Raw genomic sequence first — 23,701 nt, forward strand, 5'->3', positions numbered from 1 at the left:
CAAACGAAATTAAAGCGTTTTCATTTTGATAAAAGAAAGTGGGGCCCTCCTCATGAAGCTGAAATTCAACCTAAAAAACCTAACCGTCCAAGTCGTGTGTGCTATCATTATTGGTATTTTATTCGGCCATTATTTCCCGGAGCTTGGCGAGAAAATGAAAGTGCTTGCCGATGGATTCATTAAGCTGATCAAAATGGTTATTGCACCCATCGTCTTTTTCACCGTTGTAAACGGCATTGCCAATATGGGCGATATGAAAAAAGTCGGCCGCATCGGCGGCAAGGCGCTGCTCTATTTTGAAATTGTGACGACGCTAGCGCTTGCGATCGGCCTCCTCGTCGTCAATTTGGTGAAGCCGGGCGCAGGCATTGATGCCAGCAAAGCCAGCGGCGACATTACAAAGTACACCGACGCTGCTGCTCAGTCCAGCCACAGCATGGTGGATTTTATACTCGGCATTATTCCGGATAACGTCATTTCGGCTATGGCTGGCGGCGATTTGCTGCCGATACTCTTATTTGCGATTTTGTTCGGCTTGTCGCTTACGGCGATGGGAGAATCGGCAAAACCGGTTACCCAGCTGTTTGACAAGCTGTCGCATGGCTTTTTCGGCATCGTCAATATGATTATGAAGCTATCACCACTTGCTGCTTTCGGAGCGATGTCCTACACAATCGGCAAGTTCGGCATTGGCTCGCTGACCTCGCTGGGCAAGCTGATGGGCTCCGTCTATATTACGATGGCGCTGTTCATCATCATTGTGCTCGGCTCGATTGCCCGCTTTTATGGCTTTAGCATTTTCAGCTTTATCCGTTATATCAAGGATGAGATTTTCCTCGTGCTCGGCACTTCGTCCTCCGAATCGGCGCTGCCGCGCATGATGGATAAGCTTGAAAAATACGGCTGCTCCAAGCCGGTCGTTGGGCTCGTCGTTCCAACTGGGTACTCGTTCAATCTCGACGGTACGGCGATTTATTTGTCCATGGCCGCGATGTTCGTCGCCCAGGCATCCGGCGTTGAGATGTCGCTCTGGCAGCAGCTTACGCTGCTTGGCGTACTGATGCTGACGTCCAAGGGAGCCGCAGGCGTTACGGGCTCCGGGTTTATTACGCTGGCAGCGACGCTTGCCGCTTTCCCGAGCATTCCTGTTGCTGGCATGGCTCTGCTGCTCGGCGTTGACCGCTTCATGTCCGAGGCCCGCGCCATCACGAACCTGATCGGCAACGGTGTAGCAACCGTCGTCGTCGCCAAGATGGAAAATGAATTTCATCCGGGCGGCGCGCCGGATGCGGCTGCAGCTTCGAAAGTCGAGCCTGCTGCTGCTACTGCAAGCACAAGTCTCGCTGGAACTCTCGTTAAGCCTGCTGCGGAGCAGTCTTAAGCTGGACACAACTAGCTTACGTAGTAAAACATTAAAAGCTCAGTTCCCTTTCTTAGCGGGGACTGAGCTTTTTCAATTAGACAAAGGAAAACTCCCCTTCAAGTAGCGGTTTATTTATTAAACCTGTCTACTTGAAGGGGAGCATATCAAAATCGGTAGTCTGTTCCGTAATTTATAGCGAGGTTACGAACTTCACCTCCGGAAAGCTGCTATCCGGTCCTTTCATTAAGATTCCGCCTTGATTTTTCAGATACTTATCGAAGAAATCCAGCATATAGGCATTGATAACGGAGCTCGCTCTTTCGGGCGCAATCTTTCCTGTAATGCCCAGCATTTTGAAAATAGGAGAAATGAACTGTACGTCGGCAAAATTCAAATGCTCCGTATTTTCGATATAGAGGACTTGTCCCCCTTCGTTGACCGTTTCGCGCATCCGTTCAAGCTCCAACTTTTTATCTTCCGTTACTTGATCCTCCCACTCTCTTGTTGAGCCCATACGGTTAAGCTCTGCATCCGTGTAGACCCGGTTATCCATCACCATTTTTAATTTTTCGGAATAGCTTTCCGAGTTGATGAACAAAAACGGCTTTCGCAGACCCTCTCTGTCGCGCAGTCGATAAAGCCCTCCATCAAGGTCTATACCAACCGCGATTCGCGGATCGTAAGAAGCGTCATAGGCCGTCGCTCCGCCGATGGAATGACCGAATACCCCGACATGACCGAGATCAATTCTCCCTTTTAGATGACTCGAAATCTGCCCCGATTCGATGAGCTCGAATTGGTCCAGCGCAAACGACACATCGTCGGTTAAAACTTTTCCCAACTTGTCGCGATTTCCTCTACTTGTCCGGTAATCTTGGTCGGGCGAGAATAAGTCGTTGGTTGTGCTGGTCGTGATTCGACCGTCCGGAAACTCGGTTGCAAATGTATTGTAGGTGTGGTCGATCACTGCCACGATATATCCGTGACTCGCGAGATTTTCGGCTTGCGACGTGTGGAGGAACCTGGAAGAGCCGTTGCCGGGATTCGCAAGGATCAGCGGGTATGAAGTCTGTGCCGAAGAAACTTCGGCCCCCGAATAAGCATGACTGGATACGTACTTCAGGTGTTGAAAAGTAAACCCGGGAAGGCCATAGTTCGCGGCCATATAACGTAAAATCTGGGTATCGGGAATAAAGGGAGCGTTCTGGCCAGTGCCAGCTTGAGCAGGATACCATATCTGAACCATCAATTCTCTTTTACCATCTCTGGCTTCGTCGAAAATCTCCTCCCTATTTGTATCCACGAAATGAAAAGTTTGCGTTCCCACCTTAAATTCGCCTTTCGGTTCAGGTAGTTTAAATACAGGAAAAGCATACATAAGACCCGCTGTTACGACCAGCATTATCGCTATAGCGGTATAAGCTGAGCCCAACATGAATCGCGGGATTTTTTTTAGGCCGGTTTTTTTAAAATAGCTATAACCTGAAATGGCTAAAAAAATGACCGTAATGCAATATGGGAAAAATAGCTGAACTCTGTATCCTTCCACCGTCCAATGAATGACCAGTAAAAGTGTGGCGATCCCGCTTGCAACGATTACTGGAATTCTACGCCGTCCCTTTTTTAATAGGACTGTTAATGCAAACAAGCCGATGTTTGATAAAAGAAGCAACAGTTCAAATAGCCTCATCTCGATTCTCCTTTGAAAAAATTTCTATTTTCGTTTGTTCTAATCTTATCCTGCCAGGCTGGCCTAAGCCATCGATTTGCCTTACATCTACCTTACAATTTTGTAATTCGATCCTGCGGTATTGGAGGACTCGTAAATCGGTTTCTTTTCAGCTTGAAAGATTACAACTTAAGGCTATGATAGATTTCAACGTAACCTAAATCACGAGCTAATTAACAACTTTTAAAATTCAATCAGAAAAATCTTCTCAGTTGGTTTTAACATATCCTCTATTAAAATAGTCGATTGAGGAATGTCTTCTTTTTTCATATCTTCTAAGTACAATTCAAGTGCCTCTTTTGCCCCAATACACACCGGAATAACGAAATGAGCACCAGATATATCCCTAACATCTATAATATCGCCATGTCCATTAAACGAATAGTATCCTTTAGTAACTGTCGCATTATCTTGCATGATAAAGCTCGTTTTGAAATTAATCTGATTTAATGAAAGCAATTATTTATCCTACTCAAAATGGATTTGGCAACCGCCGTGCATAGAATTATCCCTTCCAACCGTGGTATAGTGATAGCAGCAGTGAACAAGCAGGGGGTATTTAAGCATGTCTAGGAAGCAAAATGAAGGCGGCAAGCCGCGTAAAGCCGCAGAGGCCAAGCAATTCACGGTCAAGGAGCCGTCGGAGCTGCTGGCTTTTTTATTGATCCACTTGGCGAGCATGGGACGCAATTCGGTAAAATCGGTTTTGGCGCGCGGACAAGTATCGGTGAATAAGCGCGTACAAACGAAATATAATTTCCCGCTCGAGGTCGGGCAGACGGTTTCCATAAATACGGAAAAAGCGGTAGAAGCGCCGCCGCTTATGGGACTCACCATTTTACATGAGGACGATGCCATTATCGTCGTGCAGAAGGATGCGGGGCTGCTGTCCATCGCTTCCACCAAGGATGAGATGGAGGTTACCGCTTACCGCCAGCTGACGGCGCATGTCCGAACCTTCGATCCGAAAAATCGGATTTTCGTCGTGCATCGCCTGGACCGTGACACCTCGGGTGTCATGATGTTTGCCAAAACCGAGAAGGTGCAGCAATCGCTCCAAAACAACTGGCAGGAAGCCGTCAAGGAGCGCTCCTATGTAGCACTTGTAGAAGGCAAAGTACGCAAGCCCGAAGGCACGATCCAATCGTGGCTCAAGGAAAGCAGCACACTGAAAATGTACTCCAGCTCCCATCCGAATGATGGACAGCATGCTGTGACCCACTACAAGCTGATTCAAGCTAACGACAGCTTCTCCTTATTGGAGGTGCATTTGGAGACTGGCCGCAAAAATCAGATCCGCGTCCACATGGAGGACATCGGCCATCCCATTACCGGGGATAAAAAATATGGAGCGCGGCTTAAGCCAATTGGCAGGCTTGGTCTGCATGCGCGCGTGCTTTCTTTCGAGCATCCGCTGACCGGCAAGCTGCTCCGTTTTGATACGGGCATTCCCAAGCTGTTTCTTAATCCGTTTAAAAATGCTGCTCCAGCCCCGCAGGCTGGGCAAGCACCAAGAAAACAGCGCTAAAGCTGCATAAGCAGCTTTATGCCAACTATAAAAGGGAGCATCCGAAGATGCCCCCTTTTTTGTAATTCAATCGCTTTATTTTCAAAATAATTGCGCTCGCTTGCTACGATTGCTTAATCCTCATCATAACGATCATCGTCATCGTAGTCATCATCGTCGTTGTCGTAATCTTTATCCACGGACAGCACTTTTCCCGTTGCTGCGTCAACTTCCACTTCGGCTTTACCGCCAGTAATGCGCAGATCAACCTCGTAAATGATTCTGCCGTCATCACGATCACGCTGAACCTTGACTACTGTACCTCCAACTTTCGCAACTGCAATAGCTCCAGCCTGTTCAGCCGTCTTTAAGACTGTCGTTCCCGTGCTAGTTGATGGACTCGCAGCTGGCTGATTCACTGTCCCTGCGTTTGATGCTGTTCCCGCTGGTGCTGTCGTCGCCTGAGCTGCACGGCGATCGTCGTCATCATCATCGCTGTCATAAATGCCTAACAGCTTGCCGCTGTAAGCATCGATGTGCACATCGACTTCATCCTTATAAGCTCCGCGCTCGACCTCCACCTCGTAAAAGATGCCTGTTTGATTCCGCTCCAGGTCTACACCGTCAATTCGGCCCTCTACATGCTTCAAGGCGACCTTTTTCGCTTCGGCTTTGCCGATCAAGGTTTTCGTATTTGAAGCAGCCGTTGCTGCACCGCCCATTGCGCCGAGTGCCAACGTAACCGATACAACGCCAATCCAGATTTTTTTATTCATCATCATCTTGTTCCTCCCATTTTCAAATGTCTCTCGCTTGTCTCACCCTTACTTTACCTGCGGCAAATGAGATGACCATAACAGCAACATTAGAATTTGATGATAAAAAGCTGAGTCTGCGCTCATTTAACCTTAATCGTCCTCTTGATCATCGTCCTCGTCCCATGTGATTGACATGATGGCTCCCGTTACAGCATGAATCTGCACCGTAGCCTCACGGCCGTCTGGCGTATCGATTTCGACTAAATAATATCGGCTGCGGTCGGAGCTTTTCAGCTCGGTATCCTCCACCTTGCCTTTTACCTGCTTGAGCGCGATCGCTTCCGCTTCATCTGGAGATATGCCCTGTTTGGCAGGTGACGCCGCTGGCAGTTTCCCTCCATTGCCATCACTTGGCTTAGTGGTTGGCTTCGAGCTTGGATTAGAATTTGGATTAGTGCTTGCATTTGGTGCTGGGCTTAAGCTTTGCTCTGGGCTCGGCGTTGCCACCGGGCTCTGAACGGGCGTCGGCTCTGCCGCTGGCGTCGCAGTTGTCGCATCTGTAGGCTCGTTTGCTGAGGAAGCAGGAGGCGATTCTCCAGCAGCAGGCAGCTCGCCATCTATAAGCTTTATGGAAACGATGCCTCCGCCTTTCGCATCAACAGCCACATCGTACATGCCCTTTTCAGACTGCAGCTTAACTTCGTAGACGCCGTCGCCCAGCTTTGCGCTAACAATTTTCCCAACATATTGCTGAAGAACCTGCTCGCTCGCCTGCTCCTCCGTAATGGAAGGCCGGGCGTCAGCCACAGATTGCCACCATAATCCTCCACCAATACAGATAATGACCACACAAGCTATCGTTATGCCAAGCACCAGTCTCGCTTGCTTTTGTCGCATCTTCACACCCCATTTATATCAGAAACATGCCTTTCAAGCTCGCTGCTTGAAAGGCATGCTGTATGACAACCTATTATATAACCTGTAGATTAGAATTTGGTGAGAACGAAAACTGCACGTCGATTCAAGTCCATGCTCTCTACTCTACTCTACCCTACCCTGCCCTGCCCTGCCCTGCCCTGCCCTGCCAAAGCCTAGTCTATACTGATTACAAATCCAGATCAGTTACCGCGCCTTGCGAAGCCGAGGATACGAGCCTCGCATATTTGCCTAATACGCCTGTTCTTACTTTCAGCGGCGGCTGCACCCACTTCGCAAGCCTCGATTCAAATTCCTCAGCCGAAATTTCCATGTTCATTTCCTGCGTCTCGCTGTCTATTGTAATGATATCGCCCTCTTGCAGCAAGCCGATTGGACCGCCCACTTGAGCCTCAGGCGTGACGTGTCCCACAACAAAGCCATGCGAGCCGCCCGAGAAGCGTCCATCGGTCATAAGCGCCACTTCGCCGCCAAGTCCTTTCCCGCTAATCATCGCGGTAATGGACAGCATTTCCGGCATGCCGGGTCCGCCCTTAGGTCCGACATATCGAATGACGAGCACATCGCCTTTTTTAATATCATCGCGCGCTATCGCATCGGCAGCCTCTTGCTCGCTGTCATATACACGGGCTGGGCCGCTAAAACGCATCTTTTTAAGGCCCGACATTTTAGCGACTGCCCCATCAGGAGCCAAATTGCCTTTCAAAACAACCAAAGGTCCTGTTGGCTTTAATGGCTGCTCGAAGGAACGAATGACATCCTGTCCGCTTTCCAGCGGCTCGGCGTCCGCCAAGTTTTCCGCAAGCGTTTTGCCCGTTACGGTCAAGCAGTCTCCGTGCAGCAGCCCTTTCTCAAGCAGCAGCTTCATCACGCCCGGCACACCGCCGATATTGTTCAAATCCTGCATGACATATTTGCCGCTTGGCTTCAAATCGGCCAGATGGGGAACGCGGCTGCGCACCCGTTCAAAATCATCCAGCGTTAGCTTCACGCCAGCCGAATGCGCGATCGCCAGCAGATGAAGCAGCGCATTCGTTGAACCACCAAGCGCCATGACGACGGTGATCGCATTTTCAAAAGCTTTCAGCGTCATAATATCGCGGGGGCGAATATTTTTTCTTAGCAGCTCGATTACCGCTTTGCCCGCTTCCGAACATTCCACCGATTTATTTGGTGCAATGGCTGGCGTAGAGGAGGAGCCAGGGAGCGCCATGCCCATTGCTTCTGCCGCCGAAGCCATCGTATTCGCCGTGTACATTCCGCCGCATGCGCCAGCGCCTGGACAAACGCTGCATTCTACCTCATGCAGCTCCTCATCCGTCAGCTGCCCTTCCTGATATTTCCCGACTGCTTCAAAAGCCGTAACGATATCAACATCCTTGCCATGCAGCTTCCCTGGCTGGATCGTGCCGCCATATACATAAACAGATGGAAGGTTCATCCGGCCAATGGCCATAAGGCAAGCCGGGGTATTTTTGTCACAGCCGCCAATCGCCACGAGTCCGTCAAAACGCTCAGCATTCACAACCAGCTCAATGGAATCGGCAATCGTTTCCCGGCTCGGCAGCGAGAACAGCATCCCCTCATGTCCCATCGAAATGCCATCCGACACCGTAATGGTGTTAAAAATAAGCGGAGCCCCACCATGCTGCTTGACCCCAGCCTTCGCCTCACGCGCCAGCTGATCAATATGAATATTGCAAGGGGTTACTTCGCTCCATGTGCTGGCCACGCCAACCATCGGCTTTTTGAAATCCTCATCCTGAAAGCCTACCGCCCGCAGCATGGCCCGGTTCGGCATTCGGTTTACCCCTTCGCTTATATCCTTGCTGCGTCCACGCAAATCTTCCTTCTCGGACATGTTCATCCATCCCCTCATTGTTGGTTAAATAATGGCATAAAGCTCACGCATAGGGCGCAGTAAATTTTGCTTCATCATAGCTGCCGCCCGTTCAGGGTCGCCAGCCTCCATAGCTTCAATAATTGCCTGATGTTCCTCGACTGATACATGCGTCGCCTGAACAGGCTGTTTTAGAAACACATATTTAAAGCGGCGAATATGTACCTGGAGTGAGGCGCTGTAAGAGGCCAGGTATTCATTATCTGCGGCTTCCACGATCACATTGTGAAACTGCTCGTCGAGTTCCATGGCCTGAAAGGGCAGCCCCTGTTCAATCGCCGCTGCAAACTCGGCATTCAGCTGCTTTAGCTGTTCAATTTGTTCGGGTACAATGACACTGGCAGCCATCTCTGCTGCTAATGTGTGCAAGGAAGCCAGCGTCGAATACATTTTCAAAATATCGGATTTCTCCAAGCTTTTGACCTTCGTATAGTTGCCCGGATGCACCTCCACGAGCTTCTGCACCTCAAGAATTTGCAAGGCTTCACGGACAGGCGTCCTGCTGACTCCTAAAGCTTCCGCGAGCTCTGCATCGCCAATCTTCTCGCCGGGAAGCAGCGTACCGTCAATAATCCATCGCTGAATTTGAGAAAGCGCTCGTTCTTTCGCTGAAATTTTAATCGGTGTTGTAAAATGGCTCGGAATAGGCATACGCATCTTCCTTTCTTGTATGTAATATATCGCATATATATACGTATATCAATCTTTTTTTTATCCATTCCTGTAAAAAAAGAAAGCAGCCCTCTGGACTACTTCGGGCTGCTTCAATCATCGTATAGCTGCTATTATCCTGCTTCCGTTCTTTTCAGTCTAATCGTCGCCGTCGTTCCGACGTCCTCCTCGCTTGCAAGCGCTAGGCTAGCGCCAATAGCTGCGGCGATTTCCTTCGCCAAAGCGAGCCCAAGCCCAGCACCGCCAACGTCATGGCGGCTTCTTGCCTCATCGACCCGGTAAAAGCGGTCGAATACTTTAGACAGCGCGGCCTGCGGAATGCCGATGCCTCGGTCAATGACCCGGATCTCGCTGTAATCGCTGCTCGCGCCAATTTCCAGCGTAATCGCAGCGCTGCTGTATTTGCGCGCATTATCCAGCAGAATAAACAGCAATTGGCGCAGCTTATTCGCATCTGCATACCCATAAATGCCCGGCTGCCCGCCTTCGCTGCTTACCTCCAAATTCGATGCGTTCGCCGCTGCTTCCATGTCCGCCCCGGCAGGCTTGCCCTCGCTGCTGGCAAGCCGCACCTGAATATCCCGTCCATACGCCTTCTGAAAGGCTTTGGACGACTCACTGGCTAGCTGCGTCAGATCAACGCTTTCCATCGTCAGGTTCCACTGCTCCTTGTTGCGGGCCAGCAGCAGCAATTGTTCGGTCATCTCCTTCATCCGCACCGCTTCGGAGTGAATCGCATCTATCGATTCGACGAACAGGTCAGGGCGATCCAGCCCCCGGCGCTTCAATAAGCTGGCGTAGCTTTCAATGACTGTAAGCGGCGTTTTCAGCTCATGGGAGGCATTGGAAACAAATTGCTCCTGCTTCTCAAAATTCGTCTCCAGCAAGGCGATCATATCGTTGAAGGTCGCTCCCATTTCCGCAAGCTCATCCTGCGACTTGCCTTCCGGCTTGATTTTTATGAAGGTCCCGCTGCGCTGGATCGCCCGCATCGTATGCGTCATATGGGCGATGGGACGCACGATGATGCTTCCGAGCAGGCGCCCCGAAGCAATAACAGGAATCATTGCGATGCCTGTTACCGCCAGCAATACAATTTGCAGCACCTTCAACTGGTCTGCCGTGTCCTGCACGCTTTCCGTCACCTGAATATTGACGACTGCGCCATCTGTCCAAATGACCGGAATCGATACAAGGGCATAGCTGTTTCCCTTATAATCAATGCTTTCAATCCGCTTCTTCTCTGCATAGACAGCTTCTCGCTCGCTGAGCTGCTGCTCGCCTGGCGCAGTAACCAGCAGCTTGTCCGCTCCTTCAGCTGTCACCATGCGCAGCATGCCGTTCAGTGGCACATACGCACGTAGCAAATCTGCTGTCGGAACCGTCCCGGCCGACTTCAGCATGCCTGCGGAAATTTTCAAAGCTTCCGCCTCTACCCGCTCCATTTGACTCGTAATCGTCAATTTGCTGAAGAGCGCATAGACGGACAAATTCATAGCTACGAGCAAAACAGCGAATAAAGCAGAGGAATAAAGATGAATCCGGCTGCGCAGCTTCATTGCGCTTCCTTGAGCACGTAGCCGACTCCGCGCACCGTATGAATCAGCTCGCTGGCAAAGCCTGTATCCACCTTTTTGCGCACATAGCGAATATATACATCGACAACGTTCGTGTCGCCGTAGTAGTCATAACCCCAAACTGCCTCAACAATTTGCTCGCGTCCCAGCACTTGGCGCTGATGCTTCAGCAAATAGCTGAGCAAATCAAATTCGCGCGGCGTCAGCTCGATGCTTTTGCCCGAGCGAATAACCTCGCGCGTCGTTTCATTCAGCTTTAAATCGCCGGCCAGCAGCCATGTCTCATCCACTAGCCCTGCGCTTGCTGCCTCCGCTGGAACAAGGCGCTGTCTAAGCGCTGCTCGAATTCTTGCCAGCAGCTCCTCAATTTGAAACGGCTTCGTCATATAATCGTTAGCGCCAAGATCAAGCCCCGACACCTTGTCCTCTACGGAGCTTTTCGCTGTCAGCAAAATAATAGGCGTAGCCGCGTCAGCCGCCCGGATTCGCCGCAATATTTCGATGCCGCTTATTCCCGGAAGCATAACGTCAAGCAAGACTAGATCCCATTCGCCCGTGCGGTACAGCTCAAGCGCCTGCAAGCCATCATTTGCCTTAGAAACGCGATAGCCCTCCGCCTCCAGTTCAATTTCCAGCACCCGGGCGATCTTTTGCTCGTCCTCTACAATCAATATGGACTCATTCATTGCTGTCCCTCCCTGTCTCTCCGCTCTTGCCCACATGCTCAAGCCAGCATGTATGATTACGTTTATATTAGGCTATTTGTGGCAGGAGAAGCAACAACCCCGCCAAGCCGCAAGCTCAAATACCCAATTAGCGACTTATTATTCCAATAAACAGGAGGAATGCTGTTTCAAATTTCGACAAAACGATTAATAATAGCTACAAGCTTGTATATTTATGCGAGGGGGTCCATGTGATGAAGCTCCGCCGTTATTTGGCACAACTTGTAATCGCTATTTCCGTCCTGCCGCCTAAAGGCGACAATACCGACAAAGCACATAAATCGAGCTAATACATCCAGCTAATACATAGGAAAGCCTGCCTTGGCTAAGCAACTCTGCTATAATGGAAGGAAAACCACATCAAAGGATGATACGATGATTGAAATTTCCAGCTATAGCGTGCAATATATTAAAGACCCTTTCGGCATTTTAACCGGAAAACGCTACGAGTTTATAATCGATATTGAAGCAGCCGAGGACGACGATATTTATTCGCCTAAAGGGCTTTATGTACGTGCCGTATTTGCCAAGGATGGCGAGCAAGCCAAAATTGCCAAGCACGAAATTATCGAGCGCGAGACGGAGCGCATTTTGGATTTTGAGCTGGAAGACGAGGAAGAGCAGCTTGTGCTAGCCTTCTGCCTGGAGCATTGGCACGAAGCTGAGGAATAGAGGTCGGATGAAAAATAGGGCTGGTCCGCAAGCATAAACATCTGCTTGCGAGCCAGCCCTTCGTCTATTACTCCGTTTTTGCAGCTTGCGAGAATAGCGTATGGAGCCTATAGATGACGACCGTCGCATCCGCACGGTTAGTCGGCTTAGCCGCGCCGAAGCTGCCGTCAGGCTTGCCCTTCATTAACCCCGCTTGTGCTGCGAGCGTTACGGCATCCTTCGCATAAGCAGCAATGGTGTCGCTATCGCTGAATACAGGCACGCTGCCCGCAGGCAGTTCTGGCAGCGGCTGGCCTGTCGCCTTCCACCCGCTCGCCAGCAGGACTGCCATGTCCTGCCTGGTTATCGGCTGGTTCGGCTCGAATAGGCTGCCTTCTCCGCCGCTTCCTTGGGCCAGAAGCGCTATTATGCCCGCTTTCTCAGCTGCGGCAATATATGGCGCATACCAGGCGCTTGCAGGCACATCCGCAAAGCTTGACTCACCTTCTGGTGTCAATCCCAGCGTGCCAACGAGCAGCTTGACGAACTCCGCTCTAGTGACCTGTGCAGCCGGCTGGAACAACGTTTCATTTTTCCCCGTTACAACGCCCTTGCCATATAAAAAAGCAATCGCCTGCTGCGCTTCCGCATACACGCCGCCCAAATCCGTGAACTCGTAGCTGATGTCATCCTTTAATTCGCCAACGACAATACCCAGCCCATTCGTCGCCATATAGACACGACCGTACACTCTTGGATCGCCTGTAATCGCCGTATTGGCGGAACCAAATTGATGCTGGTCATCGTTGATGCGAACCCAGCTTTTGCCGAGATTCTTCGAGCGGAAAATACCAAATGTGCCGCCAATTTTCGCGTAGGAATAAAGCGTTACATTCGTTTTTCCCGGTGCTGCCTTGCCAAAACCAATCGTTGCCGCTTCCTCTACGCCTGCAAGCTTCGTAAACGTCATGCCGGCATCGGTCGAATGCCATAAGCCGTAGGCGCTATCGACCTTTTTGTTGTCTTTTGCCCCAGCGATCCAAATGTCGCCTTCTTTGCCCGGCATCGCCTTGAAATTGCTTGTTATCACTTGCGGCAAGCCTGTCGCCTTCGATGCGGTGAACGTCGCTCCGCCATCTTTGCTGACATAGAATACGCCTGCGGCAAAGCCGTAGAAAAGCTTCGGATTTACCCGATCCGCCGACACACGCGCCTTCTCTGGCAAACCTTTGGACGCCGTCCACGTTTTTCCTAAATCGGTGGAGAAGCTGACCGGACGTGCCGCCAACTCATCCGCGCTGCTCGGGCTCCATACAATTGCACCACCATCTGCGCTTACAGCAGCAAAGCCGCCGCTGGTTTTGTCCTCCTCTGCCGCTGTCCATGCATTCGCTGCTGGCGTCCACGTTTTTCCATTGTCTGTGGAAATGCCCATTCTCGCCGCTGTCCCTTCCGCATGGCCGACACGCACGACGATATCTGGATTCAGCTCGGCAAAATCAATATCCGTGCTCGTTCCGATATACGGGCCTGTGATCATCTCCGGCGCTTGGTCAAGGCTTTCATGGCGGAAGCCGCCAATATCGCCCATCGCGCTCAGCAGCGGCGCCCCTGACGGCGGGCTGATGAGGCCAAGCACAGATGTTTCTTCGATACCGTCTGCCATGACGGTAATTGCAACCTTTTTGTCTTCATCAAAATCCGTTAAGTTGTTCGCCCCGAACAGCGTAGCGCCTGTGCCGTACATCATATTGTCCGAATTAAACGGATCAATCTCTAAATCGCCAATCATCCAGCCAAGCTTAGGCGCGATTTCGGGAAGCTCTTTTTTCTCGCCCCAGTCCAGCCAAGGTGAATCCGCATATTCGATCGTGAAACGATTTTCCCGGCTTGGATTTTTTGAAAAATCAAGCGTCCAGAACGGCTCCCACGTCGCGCCGCCATTCGTGCTGCGGTAAATAACATCATCTGGCCACCACTTGTTCATCGTCGCTACCATTAGCGTATTCGGCTGCCGCGCATCTACGGCCAGTCCGCCATATGGATTGTCCGTATTTCCGGTAGGACTAATATCGGTCCAGACGCCTGTTACCGTATCCAGCTTCCATACCGCGCCTTTGCCGCCATCATAGGGACCGACAAATTCATTATAGGTAACATATAGATGGCCTTTGCCGTCCAGAACCCCATGATGCGGCACAAAGCCTTGCTTCGGCTGCCCCGCTACAGCTTCCCATGTACCCCCGCCGTCCGTGCTGCGGTATATGCTTTGCTCATTGTCAGCCACGCCCACATAAATCGTTTGGGACTTCTTGCCCTTCGAGCCCGTCGCTTGATCGAACGTAATCCAAGCCACGCCAACGATATCGTCAAAATAATCCTTTACGTTGCCGCTCGCTGTAAAGCTGTCTACTTTGCTCCAGGTTTCACCGTAATCCGTACTGCGCCACAAGCCATTGCCGCTGCGTGCTCCGAGATACAAAATCCGATTGTCGTTCGGATCAATGACCAGTCGCTCGCCCATCGAGCGCCCCGGCATATTGCCGCCAAGCTTGAACGGCAGCACCGTACGCTGCCAGCTGTTTCCTTTGTCAGTCGAGCGCAAAATCATGCCCGGCGTATCTGTCCAATCGTTCGTGTAGGTGCCTACCGCCGCATAAACCCGGTTCGTCTCCACAGGGTCGGTCGCGATGCTTTCCACACCCAGCATGCTCCATTCCTCGAAGCCCACAAAATCCAAGAGCTGAATCCAGCTTTGCGTCGCGGGATCAAAGCGATAAGCGCCGCCAATATCTGTCCGCGCGTAAATCAAATCCTTCTCTGAAGGATTATACACAATGCCGGGAACAAATCCGCCACCTACGACCTTCGCTCTGCCCCAATCGTAGGCGGGCAGCTGCGTAGCTGGTTTGCTGCTGTTAGTGTCCTCCGCTTGCGCTGCCGCTGCGCTTCCAACTAGCGAAGCTGTTAATGCCGCTGCTGTCAGCAGGCTGCCAAATTTTCGAATAACCAATATAAATTCCACCCTTTCAATTTAAGGTTCCTACTTCTGTAAGCGCGAACATTTGTGAGGATCGAAATTTGCATGCGCTCGCTTCGTTATCTAAACTATTTTACTCTATTTCGGGCCGGTATTTATACCCTTATAATTAGTTTTTATATCATGGTAAAATCAGAGGGATATTATGGTAGATTGCACATTGATAGGGTCAGGCGCGATTGTCGCTACTGCGAGAAAGGCCCCGCTTCCGGCCGCTGTTGTTTTCCGATTTCTCTATTTATTCCTCGCTGAGGAGGAAATCTGAAAACAATAGTCCATGCCAATGATGCTTTCCTCCGGAAAGCTTTAGGCGTGCGCTGAGCATATGCTTACGAAGCGGCTTTCATTCGGAAAGCTAGGCTCCTCCAGTTCCAACCTTTCTCTCCGCCGCTCCCCTGCACCTTCCTTCTCTCCGTTCAACTACAATAAAGAAAAAGGAAAAAACCATCCGTCAGTAAAATAAACCTACTGACGGACAGTCTTTCCCTCTTAAACCTTCAGAAGGTTACGCTGTTAGACTCTATCCACTTTTTACTTTATGCTCTAACTTATCTACTAATCTACTAATTTAGATTTTTAGGGCGTATATGCAAACATAAGCAAGCCAGATCCTGATCGAATTTAGCGTCAAATGCTTTCCCTCACCTACTGGGAATATCCCCGCATGAATGTGAGCATATGTACCGAAAGGAAGTCTCATGTTTTTCGTTTCAGTGGTTTACTCCCATACAAAGCTAGGCTTCGCGGACACAGCAGCCGCTATGACAACAGAATCAAAGGTTATGCCATAGGCTGCGGACTCAGGAGCCGCTAATGCGCTGTCTTTAGCCATTTTGAAGGGTTGAGGAGAGCGATAGCGGTTTTCCTGTCCCCTTACGGCCCAAAATCGATTCAAATTGTAGAATAGCGGAAACTCAGTCCTCAAAAAAAAGGGAGCCCCAGAACTGCATGCTCTTAGCAACATTTGCGTGCTCCGGCTTGCATATACACCCTAGAGCTTGCAGCTCTTGTAGCTCTTGTAGCTCTTGTAGCTCTTGTAGCTCTTGCAGCTCTTGCAGCTCTTGTAGCTCTTGTAGCTCTTGTAGCTCTTCTTCCCAACTCTGCCCCTAAACCGTCAACTCCGGAGGAACAAGGTACACCGGAGTTGACGAACAGTGGGCTTCATACGATTTAGAAGCCCTTAGCCTGCTACTGGGGCAGGTGAGATCAGGGCTTTGATTTTCTCCAAATCCCAATCCGTAACGGCGGTGTAGACGCCGTCGCTGCCGATTTCTACTACTGGCACGTGGCGGATGCCGTATTTAGCTTCAAGAACGTCTCGCAAATAATCTTTGCCTTCAATATCAATATTTTCATAGGGTTGGTTGTTTTGCTCCAAAAATTGTTTAACTGTGCCACAATACTGGCAGCCTGTTTTACTCCATACAATGACCTTTTTTGCTGCGGACATGGTTATACCCTCCTTTATAAATGTCAACCTACTATCAACCTAATACATAGTGGCAAGCGGCATAATGCTCGCTGCCAATGAGCTGCAGTTCGGGCTCCGCCTCCCTGCAGCGATCCGTTGCCATAGGGCAGCGCGTATGAAAACGGCAGCCGGACGGCGGATTGGCCGGAGAAGGGATTTCTCCTTCAATCGCGCGAAATGTTCGCGTTCGCCCGGGGCCGGGCTGGGGAATGGAAGCAATTAACCCTTGCGTATACGGATGCGCTGGGCGGAGAAACAGCTCTTCGCTGGGCGCAATTTCGACCAGCTTGCCCAAATACATGACACCGATCCGGTCGGAAATATGTCTGACGATATTCAGCCCATGGGCGATAAACAAATAGGTCAGATTCATTTTTTGCTGCAAATGCTGCATGAGATTGACGATCTGTGCCTGAACCGACACATCAAGCGCCGATACCGCTTCATCCGCAAGAATAAAGCTTGGATTAAGCGCTATGGCGCGGCCAATGCCAATACGCTGGCGCTGCCCGCCGGAAAGTTCATGCGGATAGCGGCTGTACCAGTCTGCCTTCAGTCCGACTAGCTCCATCAGCTCCTCTACGCGTGCTTTTCTTTCCTTGCTGCCAGACTTGTCATGGACACGCAGCGGCTCGCCGATAATGTCGCCGATACGCCAGCGCGGATTAACCGAGCCATACGGGTCCTGAAAAACAATTTGCATATCGCGCCGCGCCTGCCGCAGCTCTGAGCTGCTTTGCCCGGTCAGCTCCCTGCCCTGAAACTTAACGCTACCAGCTGTCGCCTGCTCCAATTGCAAAATCACCCGACCAAGCGTCGATTTGCCGCTGCCAGACTCCCCAACGAGGCCAAAGGTTTCCCCTTGTTTAATGGAAAACGTAACATTGTCCACCGCTCTGACCTGCGGGCCCGAACGATGAAGCAAACCTCTCTGAATCGGATAAAATTTGCTTAGTCCGCTTACCTCGAACAGATTTCCGCCTTGCTGACCAGCTTCTTGGGGAGACCCAATCGGAAACTCTGTTCTAAGGGCATCTGTCAGCGTTACTGCGCTAGTGCTTTTGTCAGTGCTTGTTCCAGCAGCCCACTCCTCGGATTGAACGAGCTGCTCGGCATGCCAGCATGCGGTCAGTCGCTTGCCAAGCGCAAGCAGCGGCGGGCTTACGCTGCGGCAGCTATCCGTGGCATATGAGCAGCGCGGGTGAAAGCGGCAGCCGGGCGGCAGCTCCGACAGGCTTGGGATCGAGCCCTCGATGGAATGAAGCTTGACGCTGCGGTCGCTGTCCATCGTCGTAATCGATTGCAGCAGTCCTCTCGTATACGGATGATACGGCTGCTCGAACAGCTCCGCCGCCGTCGCTTGCTCAACAACCTGCCCGGCATACATGACGATAATGCGATCCGCCATCTCGGCGGCAATGCCCATATCATGGGTCACTAGCAAAATCCCCATATTAAATTCTTCTTTAAGCTCTTGCAGCAAATGGAGAATTTGCGCCTGGATCGTCACATCCAGAGCCGTCGTTGGCTCATCCGCTATAAGCAGCTCCGGACCGCAAGCGAGCGCCATTGCGATCATAGCCCGCTGCAGCATGCCTCCTGACAGCTCGCCAGGATACTGCTTCATCCGCGCCTCCGGCTCAGGAATGCCGACGCGGTGCAGCAAATGGACAGCCCGCTCCCATGCCGCACTCTTTTTGCCGCGCTTATGGCGCTCGATGACCTCGGTAATTTGGCTCCCGATTGTAAAAATCGGATCAAACGCCGCCATCGGCTCTTGGAAAACCATCGCCATCCGCTTGCCGCGCAGCGCGCGCAGCTCCTTCTCCGGCATCGCTACAAGATCCGCATCGCCAAGCCGTATGCTGCCTCCGGCAATAACGCCATTCTCATAGTCGATCAGGCGCATAATGGCTTTGGACGTAATCGTTTTGCCGCTGCCGGATTCGCCAACGAGACATACCGTTTCCCCAGGCGCAATATGAAGCGAAACGTCTGTAATTGCCCTTAGCAAGCCCCGTTTCGTCTTAAAATCAACCGTTAGATGCTCCATCGTGAGCAATTGGCTCATTTCGCTTCCTCCTTCCGCCTATTAAGCACGGCGTTCTATGCTGTCTTATGCTCGGCTTTGCTTCGGATCTAATTGATCGCGAACCTTGTCACCCAATATGTTGATGGAAAGAACAAACAGCGTGATGGCAAGGCCCGGAAAGGTGCAGATCCACCAGGCTACGGTCAAATAGCCGCGGCCCTGAGAGAGCAGCGCTCCCCAGTCCGGAATTTCTTTTATCGTGCCAAGCCCTAGAAAGTTAAGGCCTGCTCCGGTCAAAATCGCCGTGCCAATGCCGATTGCCGCCATGACAAACATTGGGGATAAAGAATTCGGCAGCACATGCCGTACAAAGATCGATAGGCTGGATGTGCCAATAGAGCGTGATGCAGTAATAAAGGACCTTCCTTTAATACTCATGATTTGCCCGCGCATTACCCGCGCGTACCCAGGTATCGATGCCGCCGCGACAGCAAGCACGACATTCATCAGGCTTGGCCCAAGCGCCGCTGCAATCGCAAGAGCGAGCAGCACGCCCGGAATCGTCATAAGCACGTCAATCAGCCGCATAAATACAGCATCTACCACACCGCCAATGTATCCCGCTATCGCTCCAATCGCTCCGCCCGTCACACAGCCGACAAGCACCGAAATGAAACCGATCAGCAAGGAATCCCGGCTGCCATGCACGACAACGCTGAATACGTCACGTCCAAAATAATCGGTTCCGAACACATGCTGAAGACTTGGCGGCTGCATAATTTGATCCGTATCCATCAGCGTAGGCGAATAGGGAGCAATCAAGCTCGGAATTAAAGCACAGCTAATAATAAACAACACGATAACCGCTGCGGCATAAATCAGGAGATCCGTAGGCGCCAGCCTTATTTTTTTGCGGGATTTCGCAGCCCCTTCTGCCCTGCTTCCTTGCCATATCTGTTTGCCAATGACGGCTTGCTTCATTTGAATCTTTTGCCCCTTTCTGCCTACGCTACCCGGTACGCCTTACGCGCGGATCGATCAACGTATAGGAAATGTCCACAAGCAAATTCACAACAATGTACACGATCGCCGAGAAAAAAATAACGCCCTGCACGACCGGCAAATCCTTCGCCATAATCGCATCGGCAATAATTCGTCCAATGCCTTGGCGCGAGAACACCGTCTCAATGACCACTGTCCCCGCCATCAAATCGCCAATAATAACGCCAACCATCGTCAATGCGGGAATCAGTGCATTTCGCAGCGCATGCTTATACATGATGAACCGCCCCGGCAAGCCCTTTGCCCGAAGTGTAACGATAAACGGCTCATTAATGACCTCAAGCATGCTATTGCGAACCATCCGAACGATAAAGCCTGAGCCAACGAAGCCGAGCGTAACGGCGGGCAGCACCAGCGTGCTGAAGCCATCCGAGCCCATTGCCGGAAACCAGCCCAGCTGTACTGAGAAAATAAGAATAAGCAAAATGCCCGACCAAAATGTCGGCATCGAAATGCCGAACAAACCAACCATTCGCGCGACGATGTCAATCCAGCGATTGCGGTGAATCGCCGACAGCACACCTAGCGTGACGCCGATAACGACGGCAATGAGCGAGCTTAACGCCGTCAAAGCGAGCGTGGCGGGAAAATGCTCGACGATCTTCTGCAATACCGGCTCCGAATTAACGATCGATTTGCCAAAATCGCCCTGCAGCACATGCAGAAAATATTCCCCAAACCGCTCATAGAACGGTTGGTTCAGCCCGAGCTGCTCCCGCAAATTAGCAATCATCTCCGGTGTGGCGGAAGACGGATCAAGAATAAGGAGCGCAGGGTCGCCGGGCAGCACATTGACGATACAAAAGACGAGCACCATCGTGCCGACCAGCACCAGCAAGGACGTATAAAGCCGAACGCTTACCGCTTTTAACATACTGCATCTCCGCTCCTTCCCAGCTTTTATACTTAAATTACGATATGCTTACTCGGCTATATACACATCATTAAAGATCGGATAGCCCAGCGAGTCAAAAGCTAATCCTTGCACCTTTTTCGAGGCAGCTACTGTATAAGGGAATACATAAATCGGAATAATGACGGCCTTATTAATGATGAGCTGCTGTGCTTCCTTATAGATCGCTTCACGCTTCGTCTGGTCCTGCTCGGTCGCCCCATCCTCAAGCAGCTTATCCAGCTCGGGATCGGATAAATTCGGCAGGTTTTGGCGTGCCCCCGGCGCTGTTGTGTGATAGATAGAATAAAGCGCGTTAGGATCAGAGTTTACCTGGCTATTGCCGTACAGATCATAGTTATTGTTCGCATAAACGACGGTCGCGACATCCTTCGTAATCTCTACATCTACCTGAATGCCCAGCGGCTTAAGCTGCTGCTGCACGATTGCGGCAATATCATTGCGCTTCTCGCGGTTCGGCGAGCCATCGACATAATGGAGCGTCAGCTTCTTCCCGTCTTTTTCCCTGATGCCATCTGCCCCTGCTTTCCAGCCCAGCTCGTCAAGCAGCTGCTTTGCTTTCTCGATATCCGGCTTTACGCCGCCTTCAAGCGAAGCGTCATAGCCGAAAATGCCTGGTGAAAGCGGCGACCACGCCTGCTCATACGTTCCGAGATACAGCGTTTTGACGATTGCCTCGACATTGATGCCAAGCTGCAGCGCCTGCCGAGCCTTAAGCTCATTCCATGGTGCCTTGCTATGATTGATGAACAGCGTATAAGGCAGGCCAACGGTACCCGCTTGGTATAGCTGGCTGTTCGCATCGTTTTTGAAAGAGAGAATATTTTGCGGCGGCACCGTCTCAGCGGCAAGCACCTGCCCGCTTTGGACGCTGCCGATCCGCGTAGCCTCCTCAGGCACAATTTTGAAAATGATTTTATCCAAATTCGGCGCGCCCTGCTGGCTGACCGTTTCCGGCGCCCAGTTGTAATCGGGGTTTTTCTCCACGACGATTTCTGAATTTTTATCCCATTTTACAAACTTGAATGGCCCTGTTCCGACAGGATGCTTAGTGAATTGATCCCCATCCTTCTTCGCCGCCGTCGGCGACACAATGCTGAGCAGCGCTTGGCTTACATTGCCCAAGAACGCTTGCGACGGCTCGGATAGGTTCAATTTGACCGTAAACTCATCAATGACCTCCGACGATTCATAAGGCCTAACGAGCGCTAAAGCATTCGCTGCTTTGGTCTCCGGGTCAATGATCCGGTCAAAGCTATATTTTACCGCTTCAGCGTTGAAAGGTGTGCCATCCTGAAACTTAACGTCCTGGCGAAGCTTGAACGTATACGATTTTCCATCCTCCGAAATCGACCATTCCGTTGCCAGCCAAGGCTTAATTTCTCCGCCCGGAAGCTGGACGACCAGCGTATCGTAGAGCGTACGAATGACCCTGACTGCAACGGCAAGGCCGCTGCGATGCGGATCAAGCTGATCGGGAGAGGTGGCGAGCGCATAGCTTAGTTCGCCGCCTTGAGCAGGTGCGCTGCTCTGCTCTGCCGAAGACGCAGGGGCGGCACCAGAGATGTTCCCGCCCGTATTCGCGCTGCTCTTGCCCCCTCCTCCGCTGCATCCTGCCAGTACAAGGGTAACCGCTAGGGCGAGGCTGGTCATTTTCATCCAAACCGCTGGTTTGCTGTATGCTTTGCTCATATCCCTCACCCTTCCTATACGGTCGTCACCTTGGTTTTGGCATAACGGTTTTCCGGCACAGGTACGCCGAGATGTCCGCGCAGCGTGTCATGCTCATATTCCTCACGGAACAATCCGCGCTCCTGCAAAATCGGCACAACCTGATCAACAAACTCCGTCAGTCCCGTCGGGATAGAGGATCCGACAATAAAGCCGTCTACCGCCCCCTGCTCAAACCATTGCTGAATTTGATCCGCTACTCTCTCTGGCGTGCCGATGAACGTCGGCCTTGGCGTCGTTTCTTGAAGCGCCACCTGGCGAAGTGTCAAGCCGCCTTCCTTCGCCTGCCGTTTGATACGGTCCGTCGTGCTGCGGAAGCTGTTTAGTCCAATTTCGCCCAGCTCCGGGAACGGCTCATCAAGCGGATATTGTGAAAAGTCATGGTGGTCAAAATAACGTCCCAAGTAATCGAGCGCCTTCTCAATATTTACAAGCTGCGCCAGCTCCTGATATTTGCGTTCTGCTTCTTCATCCGTCGCCCCAATGATTGGCGCAATGCCTGGCAAAATCGCGATATCCTCCGAATAGCGTCCATGCGCAGCAGCACGGCCTTTCACATCATCATAAAATTGCTTGCCCTGCTCGATAGATTCAAAATGGGCAAATACCGCATCCGCTACTTTAGAAGCGAAGTTTTTGCCATCCTCCGACGAGCCTGCTTGAAAAATAACCGGATGCCCCTGCTTCGATCTGGAAATATTCAGCGGCCCCTGCACCGAGAAAAACTCGCCTTTATGGTTCAAGGTGTGCAGCTTTTCCGGGTCAAAAAACTGGCCGCTTTCTTTATCGCGAACAAAAGCGTCATCCTCCCATGAATCCCACAGCCCCCGCGTCACTTCCAAATATTCATTTGCAATCCGGTAACGTGTCGGGTGGTCGGGATGCTCCGTCTTGCCAAAGTTTTTCGCTGAGCCTTCAAGCGGCGATGTTACGATGTTCCAGCCTGCACGGCCGCCGCTAATATGATCAAGCGAGCTAAATTGTCTCGCTACAGTGAAAGGCTCGCTATAGGAAGTAGAAAGCGTACCGACTAGGCCAATCTTCGATGTAACCGCACCAAGCGCAGATAAAATCGTCAATGGCTCAAAGCGGTTTAAAAAGTGGGGAATGGATTTTTCATTAATATATAAGCCATCAGCAATGAATACAAAATCAAGCTTGCCCGCTTCTGCCTTCTGCGCCTGCTGCTTGTAAAATTCAATATTAACACTTGCGTCAGGCTGTGCGTCTGGATGTCTCCATCCAGCAATATTCCCGCCTACTCCGTGCAAAATAGCGCCTAGCTTCAATTGTCTCTTTTTAGTTGTGGTCATGATTGTTCCCTCCTGTTGGTTGTTCGCTTCTAATTTTTTATTATTCCTAGTGGTTTTGTCGTATTTAATAATGATTGAAACGAGTTTACCATCGTTTGCCGAATAAAAGCCAATAGAGCTTTTCTATTTTGGCATAAAAAAAATCAATGCTGCACAGCTAGAGGAATATTCAGGCTCGCGGATTTTTCTACTGAGCACAGACGACGTTTAATCCAAAGAAACGATTTGCCGCATCGTAAGGAGCAAAAGGTGGAAGCCGCTTCCATCTGGAAGATGCAATGTGGAACTTCAATGATCCATTAACGCGGGATTGGGCTTGAG

18 protein-coding genes are annotated in these 23,701 nt (G+C 51.2%); 3 read left to right on the forward strand and 15 right to left on the reverse strand.

Annotated features, from left to right (window positions below; genetic code table 11):
• Positions 1-52 precede the first annotated feature (52 nt).
• Complete coding sequence (locus MHB80_RS22090; RefSeq protein WP_341279003.1) at positions 53-1,381, forward strand: dicarboxylate/amino acid:cation symporter; 1,329 nt, start codon at positions 53-55, stop codon at positions 1,379-1,381.
• A gap of 172 nt (positions 1,382-1,553) precedes the next feature.
• Here the strand turns inward: MHB80_RS22090 and MHB80_RS22095 are convergent, their stop codons facing one another.
• Together MHB80_RS22095 and MHB80_RS22100 are read right to left on the reverse strand one after the other, a co-directional pair.
• A complete protein-coding gene (locus MHB80_RS22095; protein ID WP_341279004.1) occupies positions 1,554-3,053 on the reverse strand; it encodes a dienelactone hydrolase in 1,500 nt (499 codons plus the stop codon).
• A 222-nt stretch (positions 3,054-3,275) separates the two neighbouring features.
• On the reverse strand, positions 3,276-3,509 hold the full coding sequence (locus MHB80_RS22100; RefSeq protein WP_341279005.1) for a hypothetical protein: 234 nt from the start codon (positions 3,507-3,509) through the stop codon (positions 3,276-3,278).
• Positions 3,510-3,657: 148 nt separating this feature from the next.
• Between MHB80_RS22100 and MHB80_RS22105 the strand changes: the two genes are divergently transcribed.
• A complete protein-coding gene (locus tag MHB80_RS22105; protein ID WP_341279006.1) occupies positions 3,658-4,620 on the forward strand; it encodes an RluA family pseudouridine synthase in 963 nt (320 codons plus the stop codon).
• Between the two features lie 113 nt (positions 4,621-4,733).
• Here MHB80_RS22105 and MHB80_RS22110 read toward each other — a convergent pair whose 3' ends face one another.
• The 6 genes from MHB80_RS22110 to MHB80_RS22135 all read right to left on the reverse strand — a co-directional run bounded on the left by MHB80_RS22110 (position 4,734) and on the right by MHB80_RS22135 (position 11,128).
• A complete protein-coding gene (locus MHB80_RS22110; RefSeq protein WP_341279007.1) occupies positions 4,734-5,381 on the reverse strand; it encodes a PepSY domain-containing protein in 648 nt (215 codons plus the stop codon).
• 126 nt (positions 5,382-5,507) lie between these two features.
• Positions 5,508-6,254, reverse strand: coding sequence for a PepSY domain-containing protein (locus MHB80_RS22115; protein WP_341279008.1), 747 nt, complete (start codon positions 6,252-6,254; stop codon positions 5,508-5,510).
• A gap of 208 nt (positions 6,255-6,462) precedes the next feature.
• Positions 6,463-8,154 (reverse strand): dihydroxy-acid dehydratase, encoded by a 1,692-nt coding sequence (gene ilvD, locus MHB80_RS22120; RefSeq protein ID WP_341279009.1) that lies wholly within the window; start codon positions 8,152-8,154, stop codon positions 6,463-6,465.
• A 24-nt stretch (positions 8,155-8,178) separates the two neighbouring features.
• The gene (locus MHB80_RS22125) at positions 8,179-8,844 is read right to left on the reverse strand and encodes a GntR family transcriptional regulator (RefSeq protein WP_341279010.1); all 666 of its coding nucleotides are present in this window, start codon (positions 8,842-8,844) and stop codon (positions 8,179-8,181) included.
• 134 nt (positions 8,845-8,978) lie between these two features.
• On the reverse strand, positions 8,979-10,424 hold the full coding sequence (locus MHB80_RS22130) for a HAMP domain-containing sensor histidine kinase (protein WP_341279011.1): 1,446 nt from the start codon (positions 10,422-10,424) through the stop codon (positions 8,979-8,981).
• Complete coding sequence (locus tag MHB80_RS22135) at positions 10,421-11,128, reverse strand: response regulator transcription factor (RefSeq protein ID WP_341279012.1); 708 nt, start codon at positions 11,126-11,128, stop codon at positions 10,421-10,423. The genes MHB80_RS22130 and MHB80_RS22135 overlap by 4 nt, the downstream gene beginning before the upstream one ends.
• A 414-nt stretch (positions 11,129-11,542) precedes the next feature.
• On the opposite strand from MHB80_RS22135, the gene MHB80_RS22140 reads away from it, so the two are divergent.
• Positions 11,543-11,839 carry a DUF6509 family protein gene (locus tag MHB80_RS22140; RefSeq protein WP_341279013.1) on the forward strand — a complete coding sequence of 99 codons (297 nt, stop codon included), beginning with the start codon at positions 11,543-11,545 and terminating at the stop codon, positions 11,837-11,839.
• Positions 11,840-11,906: 67 nt separating this feature from the next.
• Here the strand turns inward: MHB80_RS22140 and MHB80_RS22145 are convergent, their stop codons facing one another.
• From MHB80_RS22145 to MHB80_RS22175, 7 genes are all read right to left on the reverse strand, one after another.
• Positions 11,907-14,831 carry an S-layer homology domain-containing protein gene (locus MHB80_RS22145; RefSeq protein ID WP_341279014.1) on the reverse strand — a complete coding sequence of 975 codons (2,925 nt, stop codon included), beginning with the start codon at positions 14,829-14,831 and terminating at the stop codon, positions 11,907-11,909.
• A 1,207-nt stretch (positions 14,832-16,038) separates the two neighbouring features.
• Positions 16,039-16,308, reverse strand: coding sequence for a glutaredoxin family protein (locus MHB80_RS22150; protein ID WP_056041432.1), 270 nt, complete (start codon positions 16,306-16,308; stop codon positions 16,039-16,041).
• A 34-nt stretch (positions 16,309-16,342) separates the two neighbouring features.
• Entirely contained in the window at positions 16,343-18,400 is a 2,058-nt protein-coding gene (locus MHB80_RS22155; protein WP_341279015.1) for an ABC transporter ATP-binding protein, read from the reverse strand.
• 45 nt (positions 18,401-18,445) lie between these two features.
• Positions 18,446-19,342 (reverse strand): ABC transporter permease, encoded by an 897-nt coding sequence (locus tag MHB80_RS22160; protein WP_341279016.1) that lies wholly within the window; start codon positions 19,340-19,342, stop codon positions 18,446-18,448.
• Between the two features lie 28 nt (positions 19,343-19,370).
• Complete coding sequence (locus tag MHB80_RS22165; RefSeq protein ID WP_341279017.1) at positions 19,371-20,297, reverse strand: ABC transporter permease; 927 nt, start codon at positions 20,295-20,297, stop codon at positions 19,371-19,373.
• Between the two features lie 48 nt (positions 20,298-20,345).
• On the reverse strand, positions 20,346-22,028 hold the full coding sequence (locus MHB80_RS22170; protein ID WP_341279018.1) for an ABC transporter substrate-binding protein: 1,683 nt from the start codon (positions 22,026-22,028) through the stop codon (positions 20,346-20,348).
• A 14-nt stretch (positions 22,029-22,042) separates the two neighbouring features.
• Positions 22,043-23,380 (reverse strand): LLM class flavin-dependent oxidoreductase, encoded by a 1,338-nt coding sequence (locus tag MHB80_RS22175; RefSeq protein WP_341279019.1) that lies wholly within the window; start codon positions 23,378-23,380, stop codon positions 22,043-22,045.
• Positions 23,381-23,701 lie beyond the last annotated feature (321 nt).

The organism is Paenibacillus sp. FSL H8-0537 (assembly GCF_038051995.1).
Classification (GTDB): Bacteria; Bacillota; Bacilli; order Paenibacillales; family Paenibacillaceae; genus Pristimantibacillus.